The organism is Pseudomonas cichorii (assembly GCF_003700275.1).
In the GTDB taxonomy this organism is placed as follows: domain Bacteria; phylum Pseudomonadota; class Gammaproteobacteria; order Pseudomonadales; family Pseudomonadaceae; genus Aquipseudomonas; species Aquipseudomonas cichorii_B.
Genome location: NZ_RBRE01000059.1, coordinates 1 through 18268, shown reverse-complemented (window position 1 = coordinate 18268; position 18268 = coordinate 1). Strand labels below are relative to the sequence as shown.

15 protein-coding genes are annotated in these 18268 nt (G+C 56.1%); 11 read left to right on the top strand and 4 right to left on the bottom strand.

The genetic code is table 11. The features are described 5' to 3' along the window. Window position 1 precedes the first annotated feature (1 nt). The 5 genes from ALQ04_RS15985 (at window position 2) to ALQ04_RS15965 (ending at window position 6315) form a co-directional block, all read left to right on the top strand. Entirely contained in the window at window positions 2-1135 is a 1134-nt protein-coding gene (locus tag ALQ04_RS15985; RefSeq protein WP_122316725.1) for a mannuronate-specific alginate lyase, read from the top strand. A 185-nt stretch (window positions 1136-1320) separates the two neighbouring features. Continuing rightward, window positions 1321-2871 (top strand): MBOAT family protein, encoded by a 1551-nt coding sequence (locus tag ALQ04_RS15980; RefSeq protein WP_122316724.1) that lies wholly within the window; start codon window positions 1321-1323, stop codon window positions 2869-2871. Window positions 2872-2881: 10 nt separating this feature from the next. Further along, window positions 2882-4057 (top strand): alginate O-acetyltransferase, encoded by a 1176-nt coding sequence (locus ALQ04_RS15975; RefSeq protein ID WP_122316723.1) that lies wholly within the window; start codon window positions 2882-2884, stop codon window positions 4055-4057. 13 nt (window positions 4058-4070) lie between these two features. Continuing rightward, window positions 4071-4739: an alginate O-acetyltransferase AlgF gene (locus ALQ04_RS15970; RefSeq protein ID WP_122316722.1), complete on the top strand. Its 669-nt coding sequence runs from the start codon at window positions 4071-4073 to the stop codon at window positions 4737-4739. Between the two features lie 124 nt (window positions 4740-4863). Next, window positions 4864-6315, top strand: a complete 1452-nt coding sequence (locus ALQ04_RS15965) for a mannose-1-phosphate guanylyltransferase/mannose-6-phosphate isomerase (RefSeq protein ID WP_122316721.1) — start codon at window positions 4864-4866, stop codon at window positions 6313-6315. A gap of 152 nt (window positions 6316-6467) precedes the next feature. Here ALQ04_RS15965 and ALQ04_RS15960 read toward each other — a convergent pair whose 3' ends face one another. After that, window positions 6468-9278, bottom strand: a complete 2811-nt coding sequence (locus ALQ04_RS15960) for an RHS repeat domain-containing protein (protein WP_122316720.1) — start codon at window positions 9276-9278, stop codon at window positions 6468-6470. A 384-nt stretch (window positions 9279-9662) separates the two neighbouring features. On the opposite strand from ALQ04_RS15960, the gene ALQ04_RS15955 reads away from it, so the two are divergent. The 3 genes from ALQ04_RS15955 (at window position 9663) to ALQ04_RS15945 (ending at window position 11531) form a co-directional block, all read left to right on the top strand. Continuing rightward, window positions 9663-10109, top strand: a complete 447-nt coding sequence (locus ALQ04_RS15955) for a hypothetical protein (RefSeq protein ID WP_147466605.1) — start codon at window positions 9663-9665, stop codon at window positions 10107-10109. Window positions 10110-10231: 122 nt separating this feature from the next. Beyond that, entirely contained in the window at window positions 10232-10696 is a 465-nt protein-coding gene (locus ALQ04_RS15950; RefSeq protein ID WP_122316816.1) for a multidrug transporter, read from the top strand. Window positions 10697-10706: 10 nt separating this feature from the next. Then, window positions 10707-11531 carry an SDR family oxidoreductase gene (locus ALQ04_RS15945; protein WP_122316718.1) on the top strand — a complete coding sequence of 275 codons (825 nt, stop codon included), beginning with the start codon at window positions 10707-10709 and terminating at the stop codon, window positions 11529-11531. Between the two features lie 19 nt (window positions 11532-11550). Here ALQ04_RS15945 and ALQ04_RS15940 read toward each other — a convergent pair whose 3' ends face one another. Further along, window positions 11551-11994, bottom strand: coding sequence for a hypothetical protein (locus tag ALQ04_RS15940; RefSeq protein ID WP_122316717.1), 444 nt, complete (start codon window positions 11992-11994; stop codon window positions 11551-11553). Further along, window positions 11981-13288: an ATP/GTP-binding protein gene (locus ALQ04_RS15935; protein WP_183142195.1), complete on the bottom strand. Its 1308-nt coding sequence runs from the start codon at window positions 13286-13288 to the stop codon at window positions 11981-11983. Before ALQ04_RS15935 ends, ALQ04_RS15940 begins: the two co-directional genes overlap by 14 nt. A gap of 393 nt (window positions 13289-13681) precedes the next feature. On the opposite strand from ALQ04_RS15935, the gene ALQ04_RS15930 reads away from it, so the two are divergent. From ALQ04_RS15930 to ALQ04_RS15920, 3 genes are all read left to right on the top strand, one after another. Continuing rightward, on the top strand, window positions 13682-15643 hold the full coding sequence (locus tag ALQ04_RS15930) for a methyl-accepting chemotaxis protein (RefSeq protein ID WP_122316715.1): 1962 nt from the start codon (window positions 13682-13684) through the stop codon (window positions 15641-15643). A gap of 253 nt (window positions 15644-15896) precedes the next feature. Next, window positions 15897-16262 (top strand): hypothetical protein, encoded by a 366-nt coding sequence (locus ALQ04_RS15925; RefSeq protein WP_122316714.1) that lies wholly within the window; start codon window positions 15897-15899, stop codon window positions 16260-16262. A gap of 2 nt (window positions 16263-16264) precedes the next feature. Next, window positions 16265-17371 (top strand): hypothetical protein, encoded by a 1107-nt coding sequence (locus ALQ04_RS15920; protein ID WP_259645021.1) that lies wholly within the window; start codon window positions 16265-16267, stop codon window positions 17369-17371. Between the two features lie 67 nt (window positions 17372-17438). On the opposite strand, the gene ALQ04_RS15915 is transcribed toward ALQ04_RS15920, so the two are convergent. Then, entirely contained in the window at window positions 17439-17651 is a 213-nt protein-coding gene (locus ALQ04_RS15915) for a DUF6124 family protein (protein ID WP_122316713.1), read from the bottom strand. Window positions 17652-18268: the final 617 nt, after the last annotated feature.

Sequence of the window (18268 nt, the reverse complement as noted above, 5' to 3'; positions counted from 1 at the left end):
TATGCAGACTCCGAAACTGATACGCCCTACCCTGCTGTCGATGGCAATCCTGTCATCGCTGGCATGGGCCTCGGGCGCATCCGCCACCACATCGCTGGTACCCCCGCAGGGGTACTCGGCGCCTATCGAGAAAATGAAAACCGGCAGCCACGACTTCAGTTGTGACGCCGTGCCGAAACCGTACACCGGCAAACTGGTATTTCGCAGCAAGTACGAAGGTTCGGACAAGGCACGGGCAACGCTCAATGAAGAGTCCGAAGAAGCCTTTCGCGAAGCCACCAAGGACATCACCACCCTGGAGCGCGGCATCAGCAAAGTCGTGATGCAGTACATGCGCGACGGTCGTCCTGAACAGCTCGATTGCGCGCTGAACATGCTGACCACCTGGGCTCAGGCCGATGCGCTGGAATCCCGCGATTTCAACCACACCGGCAAGTCCATGCGCAAATGGGCGCTGGGCAGCATGGCCTCGTCCTACCTGCGCCTGAAATTCTCCGAGTCCAACCCGCTGGCCAACCGTCAGCAGCAGACTCAAGTCATCGAAGCCTGGTTCAGCAAGCTGGCCGACCAGGTGATCAGTGACTGGAGCAACCTGCCGATGGAGAAGATCAACAACCACTCCTACTGGGCCGCCTGGTCGGTAATGGCAACCGCCGTCGCCACCAACCGTCGCGACCTGTTCGACTGGTCGATCAAGGAATACAAGATCGCGGCCTATCAGGTCGACAAGGACGGTTTCCTGCCCAACGAAATCAAGCGTCGTCAGCGGGCACTGGCTTACCACAACTACGCCCTGCCGCCGCTGGCCATGATTGCCAGTTTCGCGCAAGCCAACGGCATCGACCTGCGTGGCGAAAACAATGGCGCGCTCAAACGCCTGGGTGACCGCGTACTCGCCGGGATCAAGGACCCGGACGATTTCGCTTCGCGCGGTGGTGAGAAGCAGGACATGAGCGAGCTGAAGAAAGATCCGAAGTTCGCCTGGCTCGAACCGTTCTGCGCGCTCTACACCTGCAGCCCGGATGTGATCGAACACAAGCATGAGATGCAACCGTTCAAGACGTTCCGTCTGGGCGGCGACCTGACCAAAGTCTACGACCCGTCCCATGAAAAAGGCGATAAGGGCGGTTCGTGACTTGACCCCGTAGGAGCGAATTCATTCGCGAAGACGAAATTGCAGACACAGCAAATGCACTGACTTCTTCGCGGATAAATCCGCTCCTACAGGATGGGTAGCGTGAGTGTTTTACCCCCCGATTTTTCATGGGGGGTTTGGGGGGGCTTTGAGCCCTTGAATGTTGGACAAACGGAGAGATCAGGATGGTTTTCTCATCCAACGTGTTCCTGTTTCTGTTCTTGCCGATCTTCTTCGGCTTGTACTACATAAGCGGGCAACGCTATCGCAATTTGCTGTTGCTGATTGCCAGTTACATCTTCTATGCCTGGTGGCGCATCGACTTCCTGACGCTGTTCATCGCCGTCACGGTCTGGAACTACTGGATCGGCCTCAAAGTCGGGGCCGCCGGAGTCAGGACCAAACCGGCACAGCGCTGGCTGCTGCTCGGCGTGGTTGTAGACCTGTGTATTCTCGGCTATTTCAAGTACGCCAACTTCGGCGTAGACAGCATCAATGCGGCCATGACCTCGATGGGCCTGGAGCCCTTCATCCTGACCCACGTGCTGTTGCCGATCGGTATCTCGTTCTACATCTTCGAGTCCATCAGCTACATCATCGACGTTTACCGCGGCGATACACCGGCAACGCGCAACCTGATCGACTTCGCTGCATTCGTTGCGATCTTCCCGCACTTGATTGCCGGCCCCGTGCTGCGTTTCCGTGATCTGGCCGACCAGTTCAACAACCGCACCCACACGCTGGACAAGTTCTCCGAAGGCTGCACCCGCTTCATGCAGGGCTTCATCAAGAAAGTGTTCATCGCCGACACCCTGGCCGTGGTCGCCGACCACTGCTTCGCCCTGGAAAACCCGACCACGGGCGATGCCTGGCTGGGTGCCCTGGCGTACACCGCGCAACTGTACTTCGACTTCTCCGGTTACAGCGACATGGCCATCGGCCTGGGCCTGATGATGGGTTTCCGCTTCATGGAAAACTTCAAACAGCCTTACATCAGTCAGTCGATCACCGAGTTCTGGCGTCGCTGGCACATCAGCCTCTCCACCTGGCTGCGTGATTACCTGTACATCACCCTGGGCGGCAACCGTGGCGGCAAGTTCGCGACCTACCGCAACCTGTTCCTGACCATGCTGCTGGGCGGTCTGTGGCACGGTGCGAACATCACGTACGTCATCTGGGGTGCGTGGCACGGCATGTGGCTGGCAATCGAAAAAGCCATGGGCCTCAACACCAAGCCATACCACTTCAATCCGATCCGCTGGGCACTGACCTTCCTGCTGGTAGTCACCGGCTGGGTAATCTTCCGTGCCGAAAACCTGCACGTTGCGTCCCGCATGTACAGCGCCATGTTCAGCTTCGGCGACTGGAACCTGTCGGAACTCAACCGCGCCAGCCTGACCGGCCTGCAAGTGGCAACCATGATCCTGGCCTACGCAACACTGGCGTTCTTCGGTCTGCGCGACTTCTACCAGAACCGCTCCGAAAGCGACAAACCCAAGGCCGACGGTCCGGCGACTGCAGAGCCCGGCACCATCAAGGCGGTACCTGGCGATGCACCCGGCAGCATCAACCTGCCTGGCTACACCGTTGGCAGCAATGCTCAGGTGCAACCGGCCTACTGGACAACCGACTGGTCTCGCTACGCCATGCGTGCCCTGATCCTGTTGCTGTTCATCGCTTCGATTCTCAAACTTTCGGCGCAGAGCTTCTCGCCGTTCCTTTACTTCCAATTCTGAGGAGCCTGACATGACCCGTTCATTACGAATCCTCTACGTCACGTTGTTCATGACCCTGCTGCTGGTGCTGGGGGCCTGGTCGCTGCGCAGTTTCGTCGGTTTCTCGACGTCCGCAGAAACCACTGTGCTCGACGGCAAGTGGACCAAGGCGGTGGAGACTCATTACGACGATGAGTTTCCGATCAAGCGCCTGGGTACCAACCTGTGGGCGGCTCTGGACTACAAGCTGTTCAATGAAGGCCGTCCGGGCGTAGTGCTCGGCAAGGACCAGTGGCTGTATACCGACGAAGAGTTCGACGCCGTTCCCAATGGCGAGAAGAACGAAGCGGACAACCTGGCGTTGATCCAGGGCGTGCGCGATGCGTTGCAGAAACAAGGCACGCAACTGGTTCTGGCGATTGTTCCGGCCAAGACCCGTCTGTACCCGGAGCACATCGGCGATAACCAGCCGGCCAGCCTGCACACCGACCTGTACCAGCAGTTCCATGCCCAGGTCGCACAGGCCGGCATCTTTGCCCCGGATCTGCTGGCACCGTTGCAGGCCGCCAAGCAGCAAGGCCAGGTGTTCCTGCGCACCGACACGCACTGGACTCCGCTGGGTGCAGAGATTGCTGCGCAGCAACTGGGCGTAGCGATTGCCGGGAAAACCCTGTTGAACGGCGAACCTGAGCAATTCGTTACCCAGGCCAAGGAAGTCACGCCTTACAAAGGCGACCTGACCAACTTCCTGCCACTGGATCCGCTGTTCAGCAATTTGCTTCCAAAGCCGGATGATTTGCAACAACGCAGCACAAATCCGGTCGAAGGAACTGCCGCTGGTGATGACGCCCTGTTTGCAGACAGCGAAATTCCGGTCGGCCTGGTTGGCACCAGTTACAGCGCCAACCCTAACTGGAACTTCGTCGGCGCCCTGAAGCAGGCACTGCGCAGCGACGTCGTCAACTATGCGGAAGACGGTCACGGGCCGATTCTGCCGATGCTCAAGTATCTGCAAACCGATGCGTTCAAGACCACCCCACCACAAGTGGTCATCTGGGAATTCCCGGAGCGTTATCTGCCCGCTCACAACGACCTTGGCGAGTTCGATCCACAGTGGATCGCCGAGCTGAAGAAATCACGTGATAGCCAAGAGAACCTGGCTCTAAACACCAAACAATCCGAGTCGCCTGACCAGGCGCAAAACTGAGAGGACTGACATTATGACCTTACAGCACACTCCAAATCGTTCGGCCAAGAAAAGCCTGTTCAAAACCTGCGCATTGGCCGCAACCCTGGGCCTGATGTCCCTGCAAGCCCTTGCCGGTGACTCTGCCCTGTATGGCCCGACCGCACCGAAAGGCTCGACCTTCGTGCGTGTCTACAACGCCAGCAACGCCGAAATCAGCGCCAGCGTCGGCAACACCAACCTCAACGAAGTCGCGCCACTGGGCAGCACTGCGTTCAGCTTCATGCCCCAAGGCGACTATACCGCCAAGCTGGGCAGCCAGAGCGTACCGGTAAAACTGGCGAGTGACCGTTATTACACCCTGGTCAACAACGCCAGCGGCAAGCCGCAACTGGTCGAAGAAGCTCCGTTCAAGAACAAGCAGAAATCCCTGGTTCGCGTACAGAACCTCAGCGACAAGTCGCTGACCCTGAAAACCGCAGACGGCAAGACCGACGTGGTCAAGGCCGTAGCTGCCAAGGGTACCGGCGAGCGTGAAATCAACCCGGTGAAAGTCAGCCTGGCGCTGTACGAAGGTGACAAGAAAGTCACCGACGTCAAGCCAGTGGCCCTGGAGCGTGGCGAAGCCGCCGTGCTGTACATCACCGGCAGCGGCAGCAACCTCTCGCCAGTGTGGGTCAAGCCTCCGGTAGCGACTCGCTAAGACAGATCAAGTTGGCGGGTTCATGGCCTCTGTCAGCCACGGACCCGCTAGCGCAGTACAAGAACAAGACAGAAACGACAGAAAACCACGAACAGCCCTTATTGAATGCTATTGGAGAAACAAAATGATTCCAGTGATCTTGTCAGGCGGTAGCGGTTCACGACTCTGGCCGCTTTCGCGTAAACAATTCCCTAAACAATTCCTGGCACTGACAGGCGAGCACACCCTGTTCCAGCAAACCCTGGAGCGTCTGGTGTTCGAGGGTATGCAAGAGCCCATCGTGGTCTGCAACAAGGAGCATCGTTTCATCGTAAACGAGCAGTTGGCAGCACTGGACCTCAACACCCAGGCCATCCTGATGGAGCCGTTCGGACGCAACACTGCGCCGGCCGTGGCTCTGACAGCGATGATGCTGGTCAATGAAGGCAATGACGAGCTGATGCTGGTCATGCCCGCCGATCACGTGATCGACGACCAGAAAGCCCTGCAACGCGCCCTGGCCCTGGCCACTGTTGCCGCAGAGCGTGGCGAAATGGTTCTGTTCGGTGTACCGGCCAACAAGCCGGAAACCGGTTACGGCTACATCAAATCCACTGCCGATGCGCTGCTGCCAGAAGGCGTGAGCCGCGTGTCGCACTTCGTTGAGAAGCCCGACGAAAAACGCGCTGCCGAGTTCGTCGAAGCCGGCGGTTACTACTGGAACAGCGGCATGTTCCTGTTCCGCGCCAGCCGCTTCCTCGAAGAGCTGAAAAAGCACGATCCGGACATCTACGACACTTGCCTGCTGACCCTTGAGCGCAGCGAGCAGGATGGCGGCGCTGTCGATATCGACTCCGCGACCTTCGCCTGCTGCCCGGACAACTCCATCGACTACGCCGTCATGGAAAAAACCCAACGCGCCTGCGTCGTGCCGCTGTCGGCCGGCTGGAGCGATGTCGGCTGCTGGTCGTCGCTGTGGGAAGTGCATGAAAAAGACACCAACGGCAACGTCACCAAAGGCGACGTGGTCATCCAGGACAGCCGCAACTGCATGATCCATGGCAACGGCAAACTGGTCTCGGTCATTGGCCTGGACAACATCGTGGTCGTCGAAACCAAGGACGCGATGATGATTGCCCACAAGGACAAGGTCCAGGGCGTCAAGCAGATGGTCAACACCCTCAACGAACAGGGCCGCAGCGAAACCCAGAACCATCTGGAAGTCTATCGTCCGTGGGGCTCCTACGACTCGGTGGACATGGGCGGCCGCTTCCAGGTCAAGCGCATCTCGGTCAAGCCGGGCGCCAGCCTCTCGCTGCAGATGCACCACCATCGTGCCGAACACTGGATCGTGGTATCCGGCACCGCTCAGGTGACCTGTGACGAGAACGTGTTCCTGCTCACCGAGAACCAGTCGACCTACATCCCGATCGCTTCGGTCCACCGCCTGAAAAACCCGGGCAAGATCCCGCTGGAAATCATCGAAGTCCAGTCCGGCAGCTACCTGGGTGAAGACGATATCGAGCGCTACGAAGACGTTTACGGACGTTCCGGCGCGCTGGAAGCAGGCGTGAAAACCCAGACCATTGCAAGGTAAAAAAGAGCGGCAAGCCTCAAGCTACAAGCTTCAAGCCCTTGAGACTTCAAGCTTGTAGCTTGCCGCTTGCAACTCAAAGAGCAACAGGCCCCCAACAACTCTCTGCGTATCCCCATCCGCAGAGGGTTGTTGGGTTTTTTTTGGGCTCATCCTCAGAAAACTTCCTTGGCGGGATCGTAAGCGCCGCGTCGAACTGCGCGAGCATTCTGTTTTGCCATGACCCGCGACGGCAATTTCGTGCCCATGACAAAGGACGAGTATGTATCGGCATTAAGCAGAAAGATCGGCAGGCGTACAGTCTGTTTCTGAAACTCCTGAGCTGCGCTTTCAGGTGTTAATTGACGCCCGGCTATAGAATTCATGGTCTCCCAATAACGACTTGTGACGATTGAGGGATCGGGACCATGCTTGCCGATGTCGTCAAAAACGGCGCGATGATGAGCTGACCACTGCTCGATGTCTTCATGCGCAATCCAAGAGGGCAGGTCCTCAATCTGTAAATAGTAATAGTCCACGGCCCTGTCGACAGCATGACTTGTTTCATGAATGAGTGTCCTGGCAATTTCCAGCGGGTGGCGGTCCAGAAAGTTGGCGTTCAGTGAAATCGTCTTCAGCGGCGCAGACTCGGTAAAATGTGAGGTATTGCCAGCGATTGTGGAATCCGAGACAAAAAGACTGACTTTCCATTGTGCGTCGGTTGTCAACGACCGTATAAACGCTCTCTGCTGGGTAAATGAATTTATCAATGCCTCGATAAGTTGCTTCTTGAAGTCGGCATCCATATCGCCAAATGCACTTATCATCCTGGCAACTCCCTTCCTCGGCTTAGCCTTGGGCAGCTCATCCAGAACGCCTGTTAACAACTTTTCGGAAAGCATGGCCGCTGATTTGAAAGCACTCGCCTGCTCCGCATTGAATTCCTGCAGCCCTCTTGCAGTAATTTTCAACTTATGCTGCTCCAGCATAACCATTTCCTGTTTATCCAGTACGTCATAGGGCGCAGCCCCCCTCGGGTCGCTAAACCGCAGGGGTGAATTGCGTACAAAACGATACAGATTCACCCCGTCCTCTTCTTGCGCCGGGTCCGGATTGATCCAGCGCTGCAACCACGGCGCGTAATAACGCAAGCCGTAGTAATACAGCCCTGTCGCATCGCGTTCCTTGCCGGAATAACGCACGGTCTTGTAGCTGGCCTCGATAAGGTTTCTGCCTGCCCACCATGAGCTGCCGCCGAACGGGTAGTAGTTTTCCTGGCTGATGATGGCCGCGTCTTTATCCAGCTCCAGGCTGCTGGAACCGAGGTGATCGGTCAGGCTGTAGCGGTATGGATCGTTGGCCAGTTCGTCGGGTTTCCCGACCTGCCAGTGCAGGACGCGCACCTCGCCTCGACCGGCCTGGGCAGTGATCACCTGCAATGCTTCACCGCTCGCCGTGTTGCTGCGGATTTCCAGCCCCGGCAGGTAACGCACTTCGGCGCTGTACGTCACAGCTCGGGACTGGGTCGTGCGTACCTTGCGCAGACGCTGGCCACTGGCATCGTAGAAATAGCGCTCGCTATCGTCTTCGCCGGACTCGCGCACCACCGGCCTGACCTCCTGCAACTGATTGCGCCGGTCCCAGCTCAGGACTTGCCCGGCATGCAGTTGCAGCAGATTGCCATTGGGATCGAAAGCCCCTGCAACGGCATCTTCGTCAGGTGGTTGGTTATTGATCACCGGCAAACTGCGATTGCTGTCGCGGGCAGTCACCAGCGTCCGGGAATGGTTTTGCGACCCGACATGGGTCAGTTGCCGGAGATTGCCGCCAGCATCGTAATTGTAGGTTTGTGTGTAGTTGGCCAGTTGCGCAGGATCGGCCGGGCTCTGGAAATCGGCAAATACCGGCCCGTGATTGACCGCTGCCAACTCGCGCCCCGTGGCTTCCGTCAACTGGTAGAGCGTGTCGTATTGATAGGTCGACACTGGCTCGATGCGTTGATTGGCGAAGTGTCGGGTGGGTTGGGCACGATCCTCGACGCGAATGACGTTGCCTGCCGGATCGTAGCCGTAAATCAGGTCCTGCAATGATTCGCCGCCATTGCGGGCTGCTTTCAATTCCAGCAGGCGACCATCTTCCTCACCATAACGTGCGATGCTGAGCACACCATTGCCCGCTGTTTCCGATGAGACACGGCCCTGAGCGTCGTAGTTGATATCGCTGACCAGCGTCTGTTCCGCCTGCCCCTTGAGTTGCAGGAAACACCCTTGCAACTCGCCCGATATGGTCTGGGCAAAGCGCTGGACATTGCCCAGGGCATCGGTTTGCTCAAGGGGGCCGCCCAAAGGGCTGAAACGCCAGTGAGAAACCGCGCCTTCCCCCGGCTCCAGCAGCGCATCGCGTTCGGCTTCTGGTTCGGGCCAATCGGGGTTGGCAAGGTCCCTGGAAAAACGTTGCGCCTGCTCAATCACGGAGCCGGTCAGACTGAACTCCGCATTCAAGCGCGAGCCAGCAGGGTCATCATGACGAACCAACTGCCCGCACTGGTTATGGAGTGCAGAACTCACATCGCCATAGGTCAGCCGCTCGGCGCATTGATCACCTTCAAATACAGCGGTGGGCCTGAGCAGTTCGTCGTATTCCGTGCGTCGAACAGTGCCTCGTCCATCCCAACTGTGCAGCGATTCCTGGCTTTCACCCGGCAATGAAACACGCCAACCACTATCCACGCTGTCGCGGCCCAGAACCTGGGCGCTGAGGGAGTAGATATTGGCAAGATTGGCTGGCGCGCCGCTCTCGCCGAGCCTGGGGTCCCAACACTCAGTCAAACGGCCCGCAGAATCGAATAACGAGCGATGGACACGCGCAACAGGTTCCTCTGCAACCTGCCTGCGATACCAGGTGACCAGCCGAACGGCCAGGCCACGAGGATCTACCACTGCAAGGGTTGGTGTATGACGATGCAAATCTGCAGTCTGCCTATCCATGGCATTGTTCTCTGCGAGTCCCTGCTTGAAGCCTAGTCCAACAGCGATTGCATCAATCCATGAGCAGCGTTGCGTATCGAACTTCAGATAGGCGGTAGATGGGCTGTCACCTGTATCTTTTTGATATTCAGAAACATAATTATCCAGTTACTTATCAATAAAAAACCCTATAGATAGTGCTCCCCATATAAGCGGGCCTGAATAAGGAAGAGCCATTTGCCACCCGTTAGAAATAGCAGTAGACATGCTTGACAAACCGCTCCTAACCTTGATTAAAAGCTATGCCATGAAAGCAAGAAAAAATATTCAGCGTCAATAACTGGATAGCACTCAACGCATTGCTTTTATAAAGCCCTTTAAATAATATTCAGGATGATCCCTAAAATGAGTAACAAAAAAACTTCAAACATGTCTGGGAATACAACAGATAACCACAACGCCACCGCCACGAAGACCGTTACATTACAGATTCGAGTGGATAGCAAGGCGCCCCCAGAACCCGTCACCCAGCCTTATGTACGCGAAGCAAACAACACCGCACAGCTTAATGCTGCTGTGGCCAATCGTGGCTTCACGCTGGTATTGCCCGGTTTTTCGGAAATTATCTACGATGAACTTCTGCTGACCTTTTCCAACTCGGATTACAGTGCCGGAATCAACTCGACCCTGATCCCGTTCGTATCGGGAAAAGACTCGATAGACACTGTGGCCAGAGAAGAAATCAGCGGGACCTTCAAGCGTGGAGACAAGGCAATCATCAAGACCTTCCTCAGGGTTACCCATGACATCTGGGTCGCCGGCAAGGACTCCATCGAGTACGAGATTGTCTGATCCGGTCAACGCCTGAACACCCCAAAGCCAGGCAGGATCACTCGTCAGCTCATCCCGGCGATTGGTAAACCTCACCTGCCTTTCGGTACGATGCCAGCTCCCATGCTGACGAGATGCACATCATGCTGATCGGTATCGTGCTTATCCTGACCTGGCTCATCCTGCTGCTGCGCTATCCGGCCAAGGCCTTGCCGGTGTCACTGGCGGCCGCCGCAGGCCTTGGGGTCGTCGCCGCCGTGGTGATCTGGCAGGACAACCGCGAGGCGCGGCAACTGGAGCGTCTGGGCTTGCGCCTGGACTACGCACCGCAACAATGCCCGGCAGGCCAGCCTTTGCTGGTGCTGATCGACAACACCAATAATGTTCCCTTGCGCGAGCTGCGCTGGCGTGTGGCGGCCTATGCGCCCGGCGACACCGTCAACCTCGCCGAGGATGCCTATACCTCGCCGCATTATCGCGGCCCCGGCGAGTTGCAGCCGGGCAGTCAGTGGCAAGACTGCCTGCCCTTGCCCCCCCTGCGGCCTGGCTATCGCCCGCAAAGCCTGGAATTTCGTCCCGAACACCTACAAGGCAGCTTCTCGGATTAAGGAAAAATACATGCCCACAGCACTTATCACCGGCTGCTCGAGCGGCATTGGCCGGGCCTTGGCGGATGCGTTCAAAAACGCGGGTTATCAGGTCTGGGCAACGGCACGCAAGGCAGAAGACGTCGCCAGCCTGAGCGCTGCCGGGTTCAGCGCCGTGCAACTGGATGTCAACGACAGCGCCGCGCTCCAGCGTCTGGCCACCGACCTTGAGCAGCAAGGCGTCGGGCTGGATGTCTTGATCAACAACGCAGGCTACGGCGCGATGGGGCCGCTGCTCGACGGTGGCGTCGAGGCCATGCAGCGCCAGTTCGAGACCAATGTGTTCTCGGTGGTCGGCGTCACCCGCGCCCTGTTTCCGGCATTGCGCCGCAATAAAGGATTGGTGGTGAATATCGGCAGCGTTTCCGGGGTTCTGGTCACGCCATTCGCCGGAGCCTACTGCGCGTCCAAGGCTGCCGTGCATGCCCTGAGCGATGCCATGCGCCTGGAACTGGCGCCCTTCTCGATCCAGGTCATGGAAGTGCAGCCCGGCGCCATCGCCTCAAGCTTCGCGAAAAACGCCACCCATGAAGCCGAACAACTGATCAGCGAGCAGTCGCCGTGGTGGCCGATCCGCGAAGGCATTCGTGCCCGGGCCAAGGCTTCCCAGGACAACCCCACTCCCGCCACCGATTTCGCCCGCGACCTGCTCAAGGCCATCCAGCAGGCCAACCCGCCACGCCTGCTGCGCCTGGGCAATGGCTCGCGAGTCCTGCCGCTGATGTCATGGCTGCTGCCCAAAGGGTTGCTGGACAGCGGTTTGCGCAAGCGTTTCGGGTTGAACAAGGTGTTGTGAGCCTTGGGCGGATCAATGGTCAGGTATTTTTCTTTTCCGTTATCCAGAATCGGTGGTCTTTATCCAGAAACACCACATAAAACGTGTTCTCGATCATATAGCCCGCCACGGTGCCTTTCTGGCCACCGATTCCTTTTATCACGCCCCAGGCCACGTTCTTGTCAATATGGTCAGGGGGCGTGAAATCCGAACGAGGTGGAAAATCACCGTAAACCTTGATGAGCTGCTGCTTGACCGCCTCATCTCTGGTCAAACGGGACAGCTCTTTCAAACGGGTCAATAGAACAGGAAACAGCTTTTCCTGTTGCCATACCTCAAGGGTTTGCGGGTCATTCCGGGGCTGAGACTCTTCGAGGTGCTTGAAACTGAACACAATGAGATCCGCCAGTACAACCGGCTTGCGCTCCTCACGGGTGTTTTCTTTACGCTCTAGCTTGCCACGCGCTGATCTATCCCTCCCCATCGCAGACCTCGTCCAACAGCTGGGAAGTGGAAAACAGAGGAATGGCGCCATATTTTCCGGCTAGATAATCCTTGCTGTAGCTATCGCCCTTGCGGGTGTAGTGCTCTTTATATTCAAGCAGTGAAAACAGCTCGCTTTCCTGCTCCGCATTTTTCTCGACAAACCATATCTGATCGCGACGGAAAATCTTTTTATCCAGCAAATTGGTGTCATGACAGGTCAACAGAAGCTGACTACCTTGGGTATTTTTCTCATGGTAGAGCTTGATGATGAATTCACTCAATAGCGTATGGAACTTGCTGTCGAATTCATCAATAAATAAAACCTCTTTATTTTTTATTGAGTTATACCAAGGGCCCAGAAGGTAAAACAATTTCTTCGTCCCTTCCGACTCCAGGTCGAAAGGAACCTCATAGTGATCACCGCCCGCGCTGGCTTTCACAATGTTTATTTTTTTTCCTTTTATCGGTGCTTCCATACCTGAAGCGGCAATAGAAACATTGGCTCCAGCCAGAAAAGGCACTGAAGTTTTAGCCTCTTCCTCTACAATTTCCACATCATGAATCTGCACGCTTTTCAGAACATCCAGAGCCCAGGTTTTAAACTCAGGATCCTTTTGAAACAACGAGGTTGTAAAGCCTTTATATCCATCATCGGAAATCCCGGAAAGGACATAAAAATTCCGAAACCACTCAACAACCTGATTGGATTTCTCCCCGTCGAACGACGACAACACAGAAATGAAAGGTACCGTCGGTTTGGTTTTTTCAACATGGAATGTATCAAGCACTTTGGAAACAAATAATCTGGCCTCCGGAAAAGAGCGTTGATTGATCTTCACTTCCTGCTTTTCTCTGTGGAAAAGCATTGTCTCTCTGGACTCACTGGTCCAGTAAAGCCACTCTTCAACGATGATACCGTCGTCAAGCGCTATGCCATATCGATAAAGTTTATCTTCCTTCAGGAAGGTCACTTCAAATTCAGTGGGAACATCATAATAATTTTCTTTAAGAATAAACGGGATGGAAAAACCAATCCTTTCGGAGGAAATCGATGTGAGCGCACCTAAGACCAAGTGTTTAAAAACGGCAAGGGAACGAAACAGATTTGACTTGCCCGAAGCATTCGCACCAAAAATAGCGACACTTTTTACCAGAGAGCCTATTCCCAATGCATTGACATCAACCACATTGCTTCGATGGTGATTTTCCTTGGTGGACGTTGACGCCAACATACTTAGAGTCTGTTCGTTGTTGAACGACAAAAAATTCTGCACCCGATATTGAACAAGCATCTGTAGCACCCCGCATTCGTATCCCGCGACGCTATCACTTAGCCTAAACATTCGCAATTTTTTCACAAAAACCGCACTTAATTGACGAAAAACCCTACAGAAACTCGTCATTTAGGCAAAATTCGCTATTGATAGATCAGGATGCCGCGAGCCATTCACTTGCCGACCCGCTCCAACACGGGGCAAAACCATCCGCAAAGGCATTTATCGCACCAACATAAAGCACCTCAACGATAAAGATTGGCGTCAAGCGGCCGACATAGCTACACGGAAGCAAGAGCAGCTAAGGCAGGCTGATATTCGATCATCTGTGCCATTCCCTGCGAAACGGCCAGAAACGAGTAACGACAAACCGTCCGCTTTACAATCAGTCTGCAAGATATGAGGTCTGCAATGCTTAAAAATGCTCCATTGAGTATGAAATTACTGCTCATACTGATTTTCCCCCTTCTGGGCCTTCTGGCCTTCTCCGGCATCTACATTGCCGAAAAAAACCACACCCTCGATGCGATGAGCCGCACAGTGGCTGCCAGCAGCAATGCGCAGAGAATCAGTAACCTGGTGACCACCATCCAGCGCGAACGTGGTGCAAGCGGCGTGTTTATCGGCAGTGGCGGCAAGTCCATGCAGGACAAGCTGCGCAGTTTCCGTGCAGACACAGACAAGGCTGCGGCCGTGTTGCGTGCATTGCCGGCGAAGAACACCGCCGGTCTGGACAAGGTGCTGACGACGATAGACGAGCTGAGCGCCTTGCGTCTGAAGGTCGACGCCCTGAGCCTGAACAGCACCGAGTCGGGCGCCCGCTTTACGGATCTGATCAAGAACCTGATCAACTTCACCTACTCGCTGGAAGCCGATGTCGACGACCCCGCTATCCTGCGTGCCCTGAGCTCGCTCAACCAGTTCGTGGCCATGAAAGAGCGTGCCGGCCGCGAGCGCGTGTTGCTGGGCCTGGCGTTCAACCAGAACCGTTTCGATGCCGTTCTGCTATCGCGCTTCAGCCGCAACCTGGGTGAATTTACCGGTTTCTTTGAAGCCTTCCAGCGCTGGTCGCCGGAAGAATTCAAAAGCAAGATGGACAATGTGCTCAAGCAGCCAGGCTCCCTGGAAGTCGTCCGCCTGCAGAACCTGGCCTTCGACACGCCACTGGGCGATGCCCTGAATATCAAGCCTGAAGACTGGTTCAACCTTTCGACCAACCGTATCGATCAGATGGGCATTGTCGAAGAAGCACTGAGCCAGGCGGTCCTGAACCTGGCGACAGAAGCACGCGCAGATGCCGAGCGCAGTCTGTACGTGGCCATCGCCACCGTGGTGATCATGTTGATCGCCGTGCTTTGCCTGGCACAGTTGATCATCCGCAACATCAGATTCGCGGTCAGTGATGTCAACCGCACCCTGCTCGCCTTGTCGACCAAGGACCTGACTGCAAGAACCCAATACACCGGCACAGATGAGTTCGGTGAAATCTCCCGCAACCTGGACAACATGTCGCGGCAGATCAGCGAAGTGATCCTGGAAATCGGCAGCGCGACGGCCAAGGTCGCGATCAGCGCCGATGAATCGTCTGCGGTCGCGGTCCAGACCAGCCAGAACGTGGCTCAGCAACGTCAGGGCACCGATCAGGTCGCCACGGCCATCAGCGAGATGAGCGCGACGGTCAAGGATGTGGCGCGCAGCACCACCGACGCCGCCGAGATGTCGCAACGGGTCAACAACAGCACGGTGCAGGGTAAAACCGAGATCGATAACACCATCCGCCTGATTCAGGATCTGTCGGTCCAGGCGGAACAGACCTCGCAGATCATCGACAACCTCAAGGGCGAGAGCGATTCCATCTCCTCCGTGCTGGACGTGATTCGCGGTGTCGCCGAGCAGACCAACCTGCTGGCCCTGAACGCCGCTATTGAAGCAGCGCGAGCCGGTGAACAGGGTCGTGGCTTTGCGGTTGTGGCCGATGAAGTGCGCCAACTGGCCAAGAAAACCCAGGACTCCACGGTCAGCATCCAGAACATGATCGCCAACCTGCAGGCCGGCTCCGACAGCGCAGCGACCTCCATGAAGGACACCCTGAACAAGGCCCAGGAAGGCGCCAACAATGTGGTGCGCGCTGGCGAACTGCTGGAAGAGATCGCCAACGGTATTGCGAGCATCAGTGATCGCAATATCCAGGTCGCGTCGGCTGCCGAGGAACAAAGCCTGGTTGCCGAGGAAATCCACCGTAACGTCAACGACATCAATACGCTGGTGGTTCAAGTCAGCGCAGGTGCCGAACAAACGGCCCTCACCAGCCGCGAACTGGCACGCCTGGCCGATCTGCAACAAGGATTGGTAAACCGCTTCAAAGTGGTCTGATTGGTTATCGCGGATAAATCCGCTCCTGCGTACTCGCGCAGGGGCGAACTGATTGGCTCTGTCTGCATTAAGTGTTGCCTCCCACACTAGAGACACCACAACACTCAACGAGGACAGAGCCAACTCATTCGCGAAAAACCAACCTCATTAGTACACCTGTTCTATGGCAAGCCCCTGATTGTTCGCTCTACATTGGCCAGTGAATCTACTGACCCATGCCGAACGCCCGGCACTTGAATAGACAGGAAAACCTATGAAGTTGAATAAACTCGCCACTCGCTTATTCATCGCGGGTTCCGCAATCGCATTACTTCAAGGCTGCGGGATTGTCGCCTCCAAGTCCGTCAGCGACAGCAGTTTGCAGGAAAAGGCCGCCGTCACACTGAACACGACCCCTGAAAAAATCCGGGTCTTTGACAAGCGTGGCGAACTGGACTCGGTGAAGTTCAAGGCACAGAGCAATAAAGGCGTTTATAACTGCTACTACACCACCCTGATGGGCGCTCTCGACTCCGATACTCTGTGTTCCGGTCCTGTTGAAGGTTCCAGCAGCCAGGGCAAAGCTCAAACGCCACCCGCCAGTTGCAATGCCTTGTTGAAAGCCGCCGGGCGTTGCTGAAGATGAAGTGTGCACAGGGTTATTTCGGCACACTGCTCGCGATTACCGTATCGGGTCTGGTAGTAAGCGGTTGCGTCCCCATGACACCGCCCGCCAACATAAATCCCATAACCGGCCAGCCCATCCAGACATTCGATCCAGAAGCCAAACGCAAGGCCGAGGATCAACTGTTTGCCAACTTCAAGACGGCAGGCAAAGCGGTTCTGATCGTGCCCACCATCAGCCTCGACAGCCTGCGCATCAACTTCGATGACAATGATGCCAAGGCGAAGTTTGTCAGACTTCGTTCGGGCGTTACCGAGTGGACCAACACCTCGCGTCCGTCTTCCAGCATCCGGGTCGGTTACGACACCGGCAACGATGATGGGGCCATCGAAGCACGCGACTCCTACTTCCAGCTGGTTTTCGGGCGCACGCTGTACAAGATCTATCTGGTCGATCCCGGCCATTACCGCATCAGTGACGTCAGCTATAACTTGCCCAGGACGTCAGCCTTTGAAGCACCGGGCGGACGCAACATCAGTCCCTCGCCGTTGGGTTACGCCATGCTCAAGGCTCTGAGTTTCGATGAATTCGAGCACGGCAAGAAATGGGAAGATGCCAGCTATCGCAACGAAACCGTCCAGGAGGATTACTGCACCTCGGTACGTGTCGTTAACAACGAATGCACGAGCTGGGGGAAAAGTTCCTACGACGTCAAACGACAAACTTCAGAAGCGGGCTGGACCAGCAGTATCAAGCAGCAAACTGTCGAAGCCCGTAACGTCACGGTAAAACTGGCCAGGGAGTTTGCAAGCTTCGATATCGCGTCAGGTGAAGTAGTGGTGATCGATGGCTTCTATGCCGAACCGCCTGCCGCCACCCTGCGGGACAAGAGCTGCAAGCAGTTCGACCAGGAAAGCATGCGCTGCGAACTCCAGCAACTGACGCTGGTGCACATTCAAGGCGAGGTGGAGCAAGTCAAAAATTCCCAGAACCCGGCCGATTACCACTTTCCGAGCATAGGCCAGGCCCTGAAAGAGCTGACTTATCGGCCAATCAAGATCCAGGCGCGTGAAACCGATGGCAATTCGGTATGGGGGCAGTCTTATACCGTGAAGGCTAATTGAAGCGTTCGCGGTTAAAACCGCTCCCACAGTTTATGTGTCGGGGCGGTTTTAACCGCGAAAAGACACTCTACCGCGGCTCGACCCGCGCCAATGAACGTTCCAGTTCAGCCTTGGCCATGCCAATCAGATGCACCACCGAAAACGCCAGATCACGCTTCGGGCCGTTAAGGCAGTCGCCGGTTTCATAGGCGGTGGCTGCCGCGCAACGCAGCAGATCGCTGACGTGCAACAGGGATTCTTCGAGGGTTGTTTGTGGTGGATCGGGGGTTATTTTTTTCATTCAGAGGATCTTCCCTAGAGCCACCGAAGCCACGCTGCTAAACGGACAAGGGTGGCGACTTTGATACGGGTTAGCAGACCGGCGATCCTCTCCAAAACCGGCGCACCCGAAAGTGCCCCGCACAAAGCCGCCATAGACGGAACTTGCGCTGGAGAGACTCGGAACAGGCTGCTAAACCCGATCGCTGATGCTCAACGACGGACACAGCCTAGAGCCCGAAAATACCCCGCGCAAGGCCTCGGGATTTTCTAGGAAACTTCACTCAGGGGAAAGGGAAAAGGTTGTCAGAATGTGAGAAGTTCGCACACCCAGCAGGTACGAAGAGGCTGGTACATCCACCCATGATGCGGCGCCTTAAATACTGTCTTCGCGGTTGAAACCGCTCCTGCGGGCCGGGAGTCAGTAGAATCATGCTATATAGCCATTATGCGCAACTTCTTGCGCACTCTTGGCCCCTGAAATACCTGTCGTCACCGCTACAGGCCACGCAGTTCAAGGCCTCCAGCCAAGTGCGCAAGAAGTTGCGCAGTGGTGCGCAACTTCTTGCGCACATTGTCGAGGTTTCCTACAGGTGTCGGTGATAAAGCTGACGTTTTTAATTATCAAACCATTGATTT

Excerpts from the sequence above, each read along its gene's own strand:
- ALQ04_RS15930 (WP_122316715.1), top strand. The coding sequence starts at position 13,682 with ATGCTTAAAAATGCTCCATTGAGTATGAAATTACTGCTCATACTGATT.
- ALQ04_RS15925 (WP_122316714.1), top strand. The coding sequence starts at position 15,897 with ATGAAGTTGAATAAACTCGCCACTCGCTTATTCATCGCGGGTTCCGCA.
- ALQ04_RS15935 (WP_183142195.1), bottom strand. The coding sequence starts at position 13,288 with ATGCTTGTTCAATATCGGGTGCAGAATTTTTTGTCGTTCAACAACGAA.
- ALQ04_RS15985 (WP_122316725.1), top strand. The coding sequence starts at position 2 with ATGCAGACTCCGAAACTGATACGCCCTACCCTGCTGTCGATGGCAATC.
- ALQ04_RS15970 (WP_122316722.1), top strand. The coding sequence starts at position 4,071 with ATGACCTTACAGCACACTCCAAATCGTTCGGCCAAGAAAAGCCTGTTC.
- ALQ04_RS15940 (WP_122316717.1), bottom strand. The coding sequence starts at position 11,994 with ATGGGGAGGGATAGATCAGCGCGTGGCAAGCTAGAGCGTAAAGAAAAC.
- ALQ04_RS15950 (WP_122316816.1), top strand. The coding sequence starts at position 10,232 with ATGCTGATCGGTATCGTGCTTATCCTGACCTGGCTCATCCTGCTGCTG.
- ALQ04_RS15960 (WP_122316720.1), bottom strand. The coding sequence starts at position 9,278 with ATGGATAGGCAGACTGCAGATTTGCATCGTCATACACCAACCCTTGCA.
- ALQ04_RS15955 (WP_147466605.1), top strand. The coding sequence starts at position 9,663 with ATGAGTAACAAAAAAACTTCAAACATGTCTGGGAATACAACAGATAAC.
- ALQ04_RS15980 (WP_122316724.1), top strand. The coding sequence starts at position 1,321 with ATGGTTTTCTCATCCAACGTGTTCCTGTTTCTGTTCTTGCCGATCTTC.
- ALQ04_RS15920 (WP_259645021.1), top strand. The coding sequence starts at position 16,265 with ATGAAGTGTGCACAGGGTTATTTCGGCACACTGCTCGCGATTACCGTA.
- ALQ04_RS15945 (WP_122316718.1), top strand. The coding sequence starts at position 10,707 with ATGCCCACAGCACTTATCACCGGCTGCTCGAGCGGCATTGGCCGGGCC.
- ALQ04_RS15975 (WP_122316723.1), top strand. The coding sequence starts at position 2,882 with ATGACCCGTTCATTACGAATCCTCTACGTCACGTTGTTCATGACCCTG.
- ALQ04_RS15965 (WP_122316721.1), top strand. The coding sequence starts at position 4,864 with ATGATTCCAGTGATCTTGTCAGGCGGTAGCGGTTCACGACTCTGGCCG.
- ALQ04_RS15915 (WP_122316713.1), bottom strand. The coding sequence starts at position 17,651 with ATGAAAAAAATAACCCCCGATCCACCACAAACAACCCTCGAAGAATCC.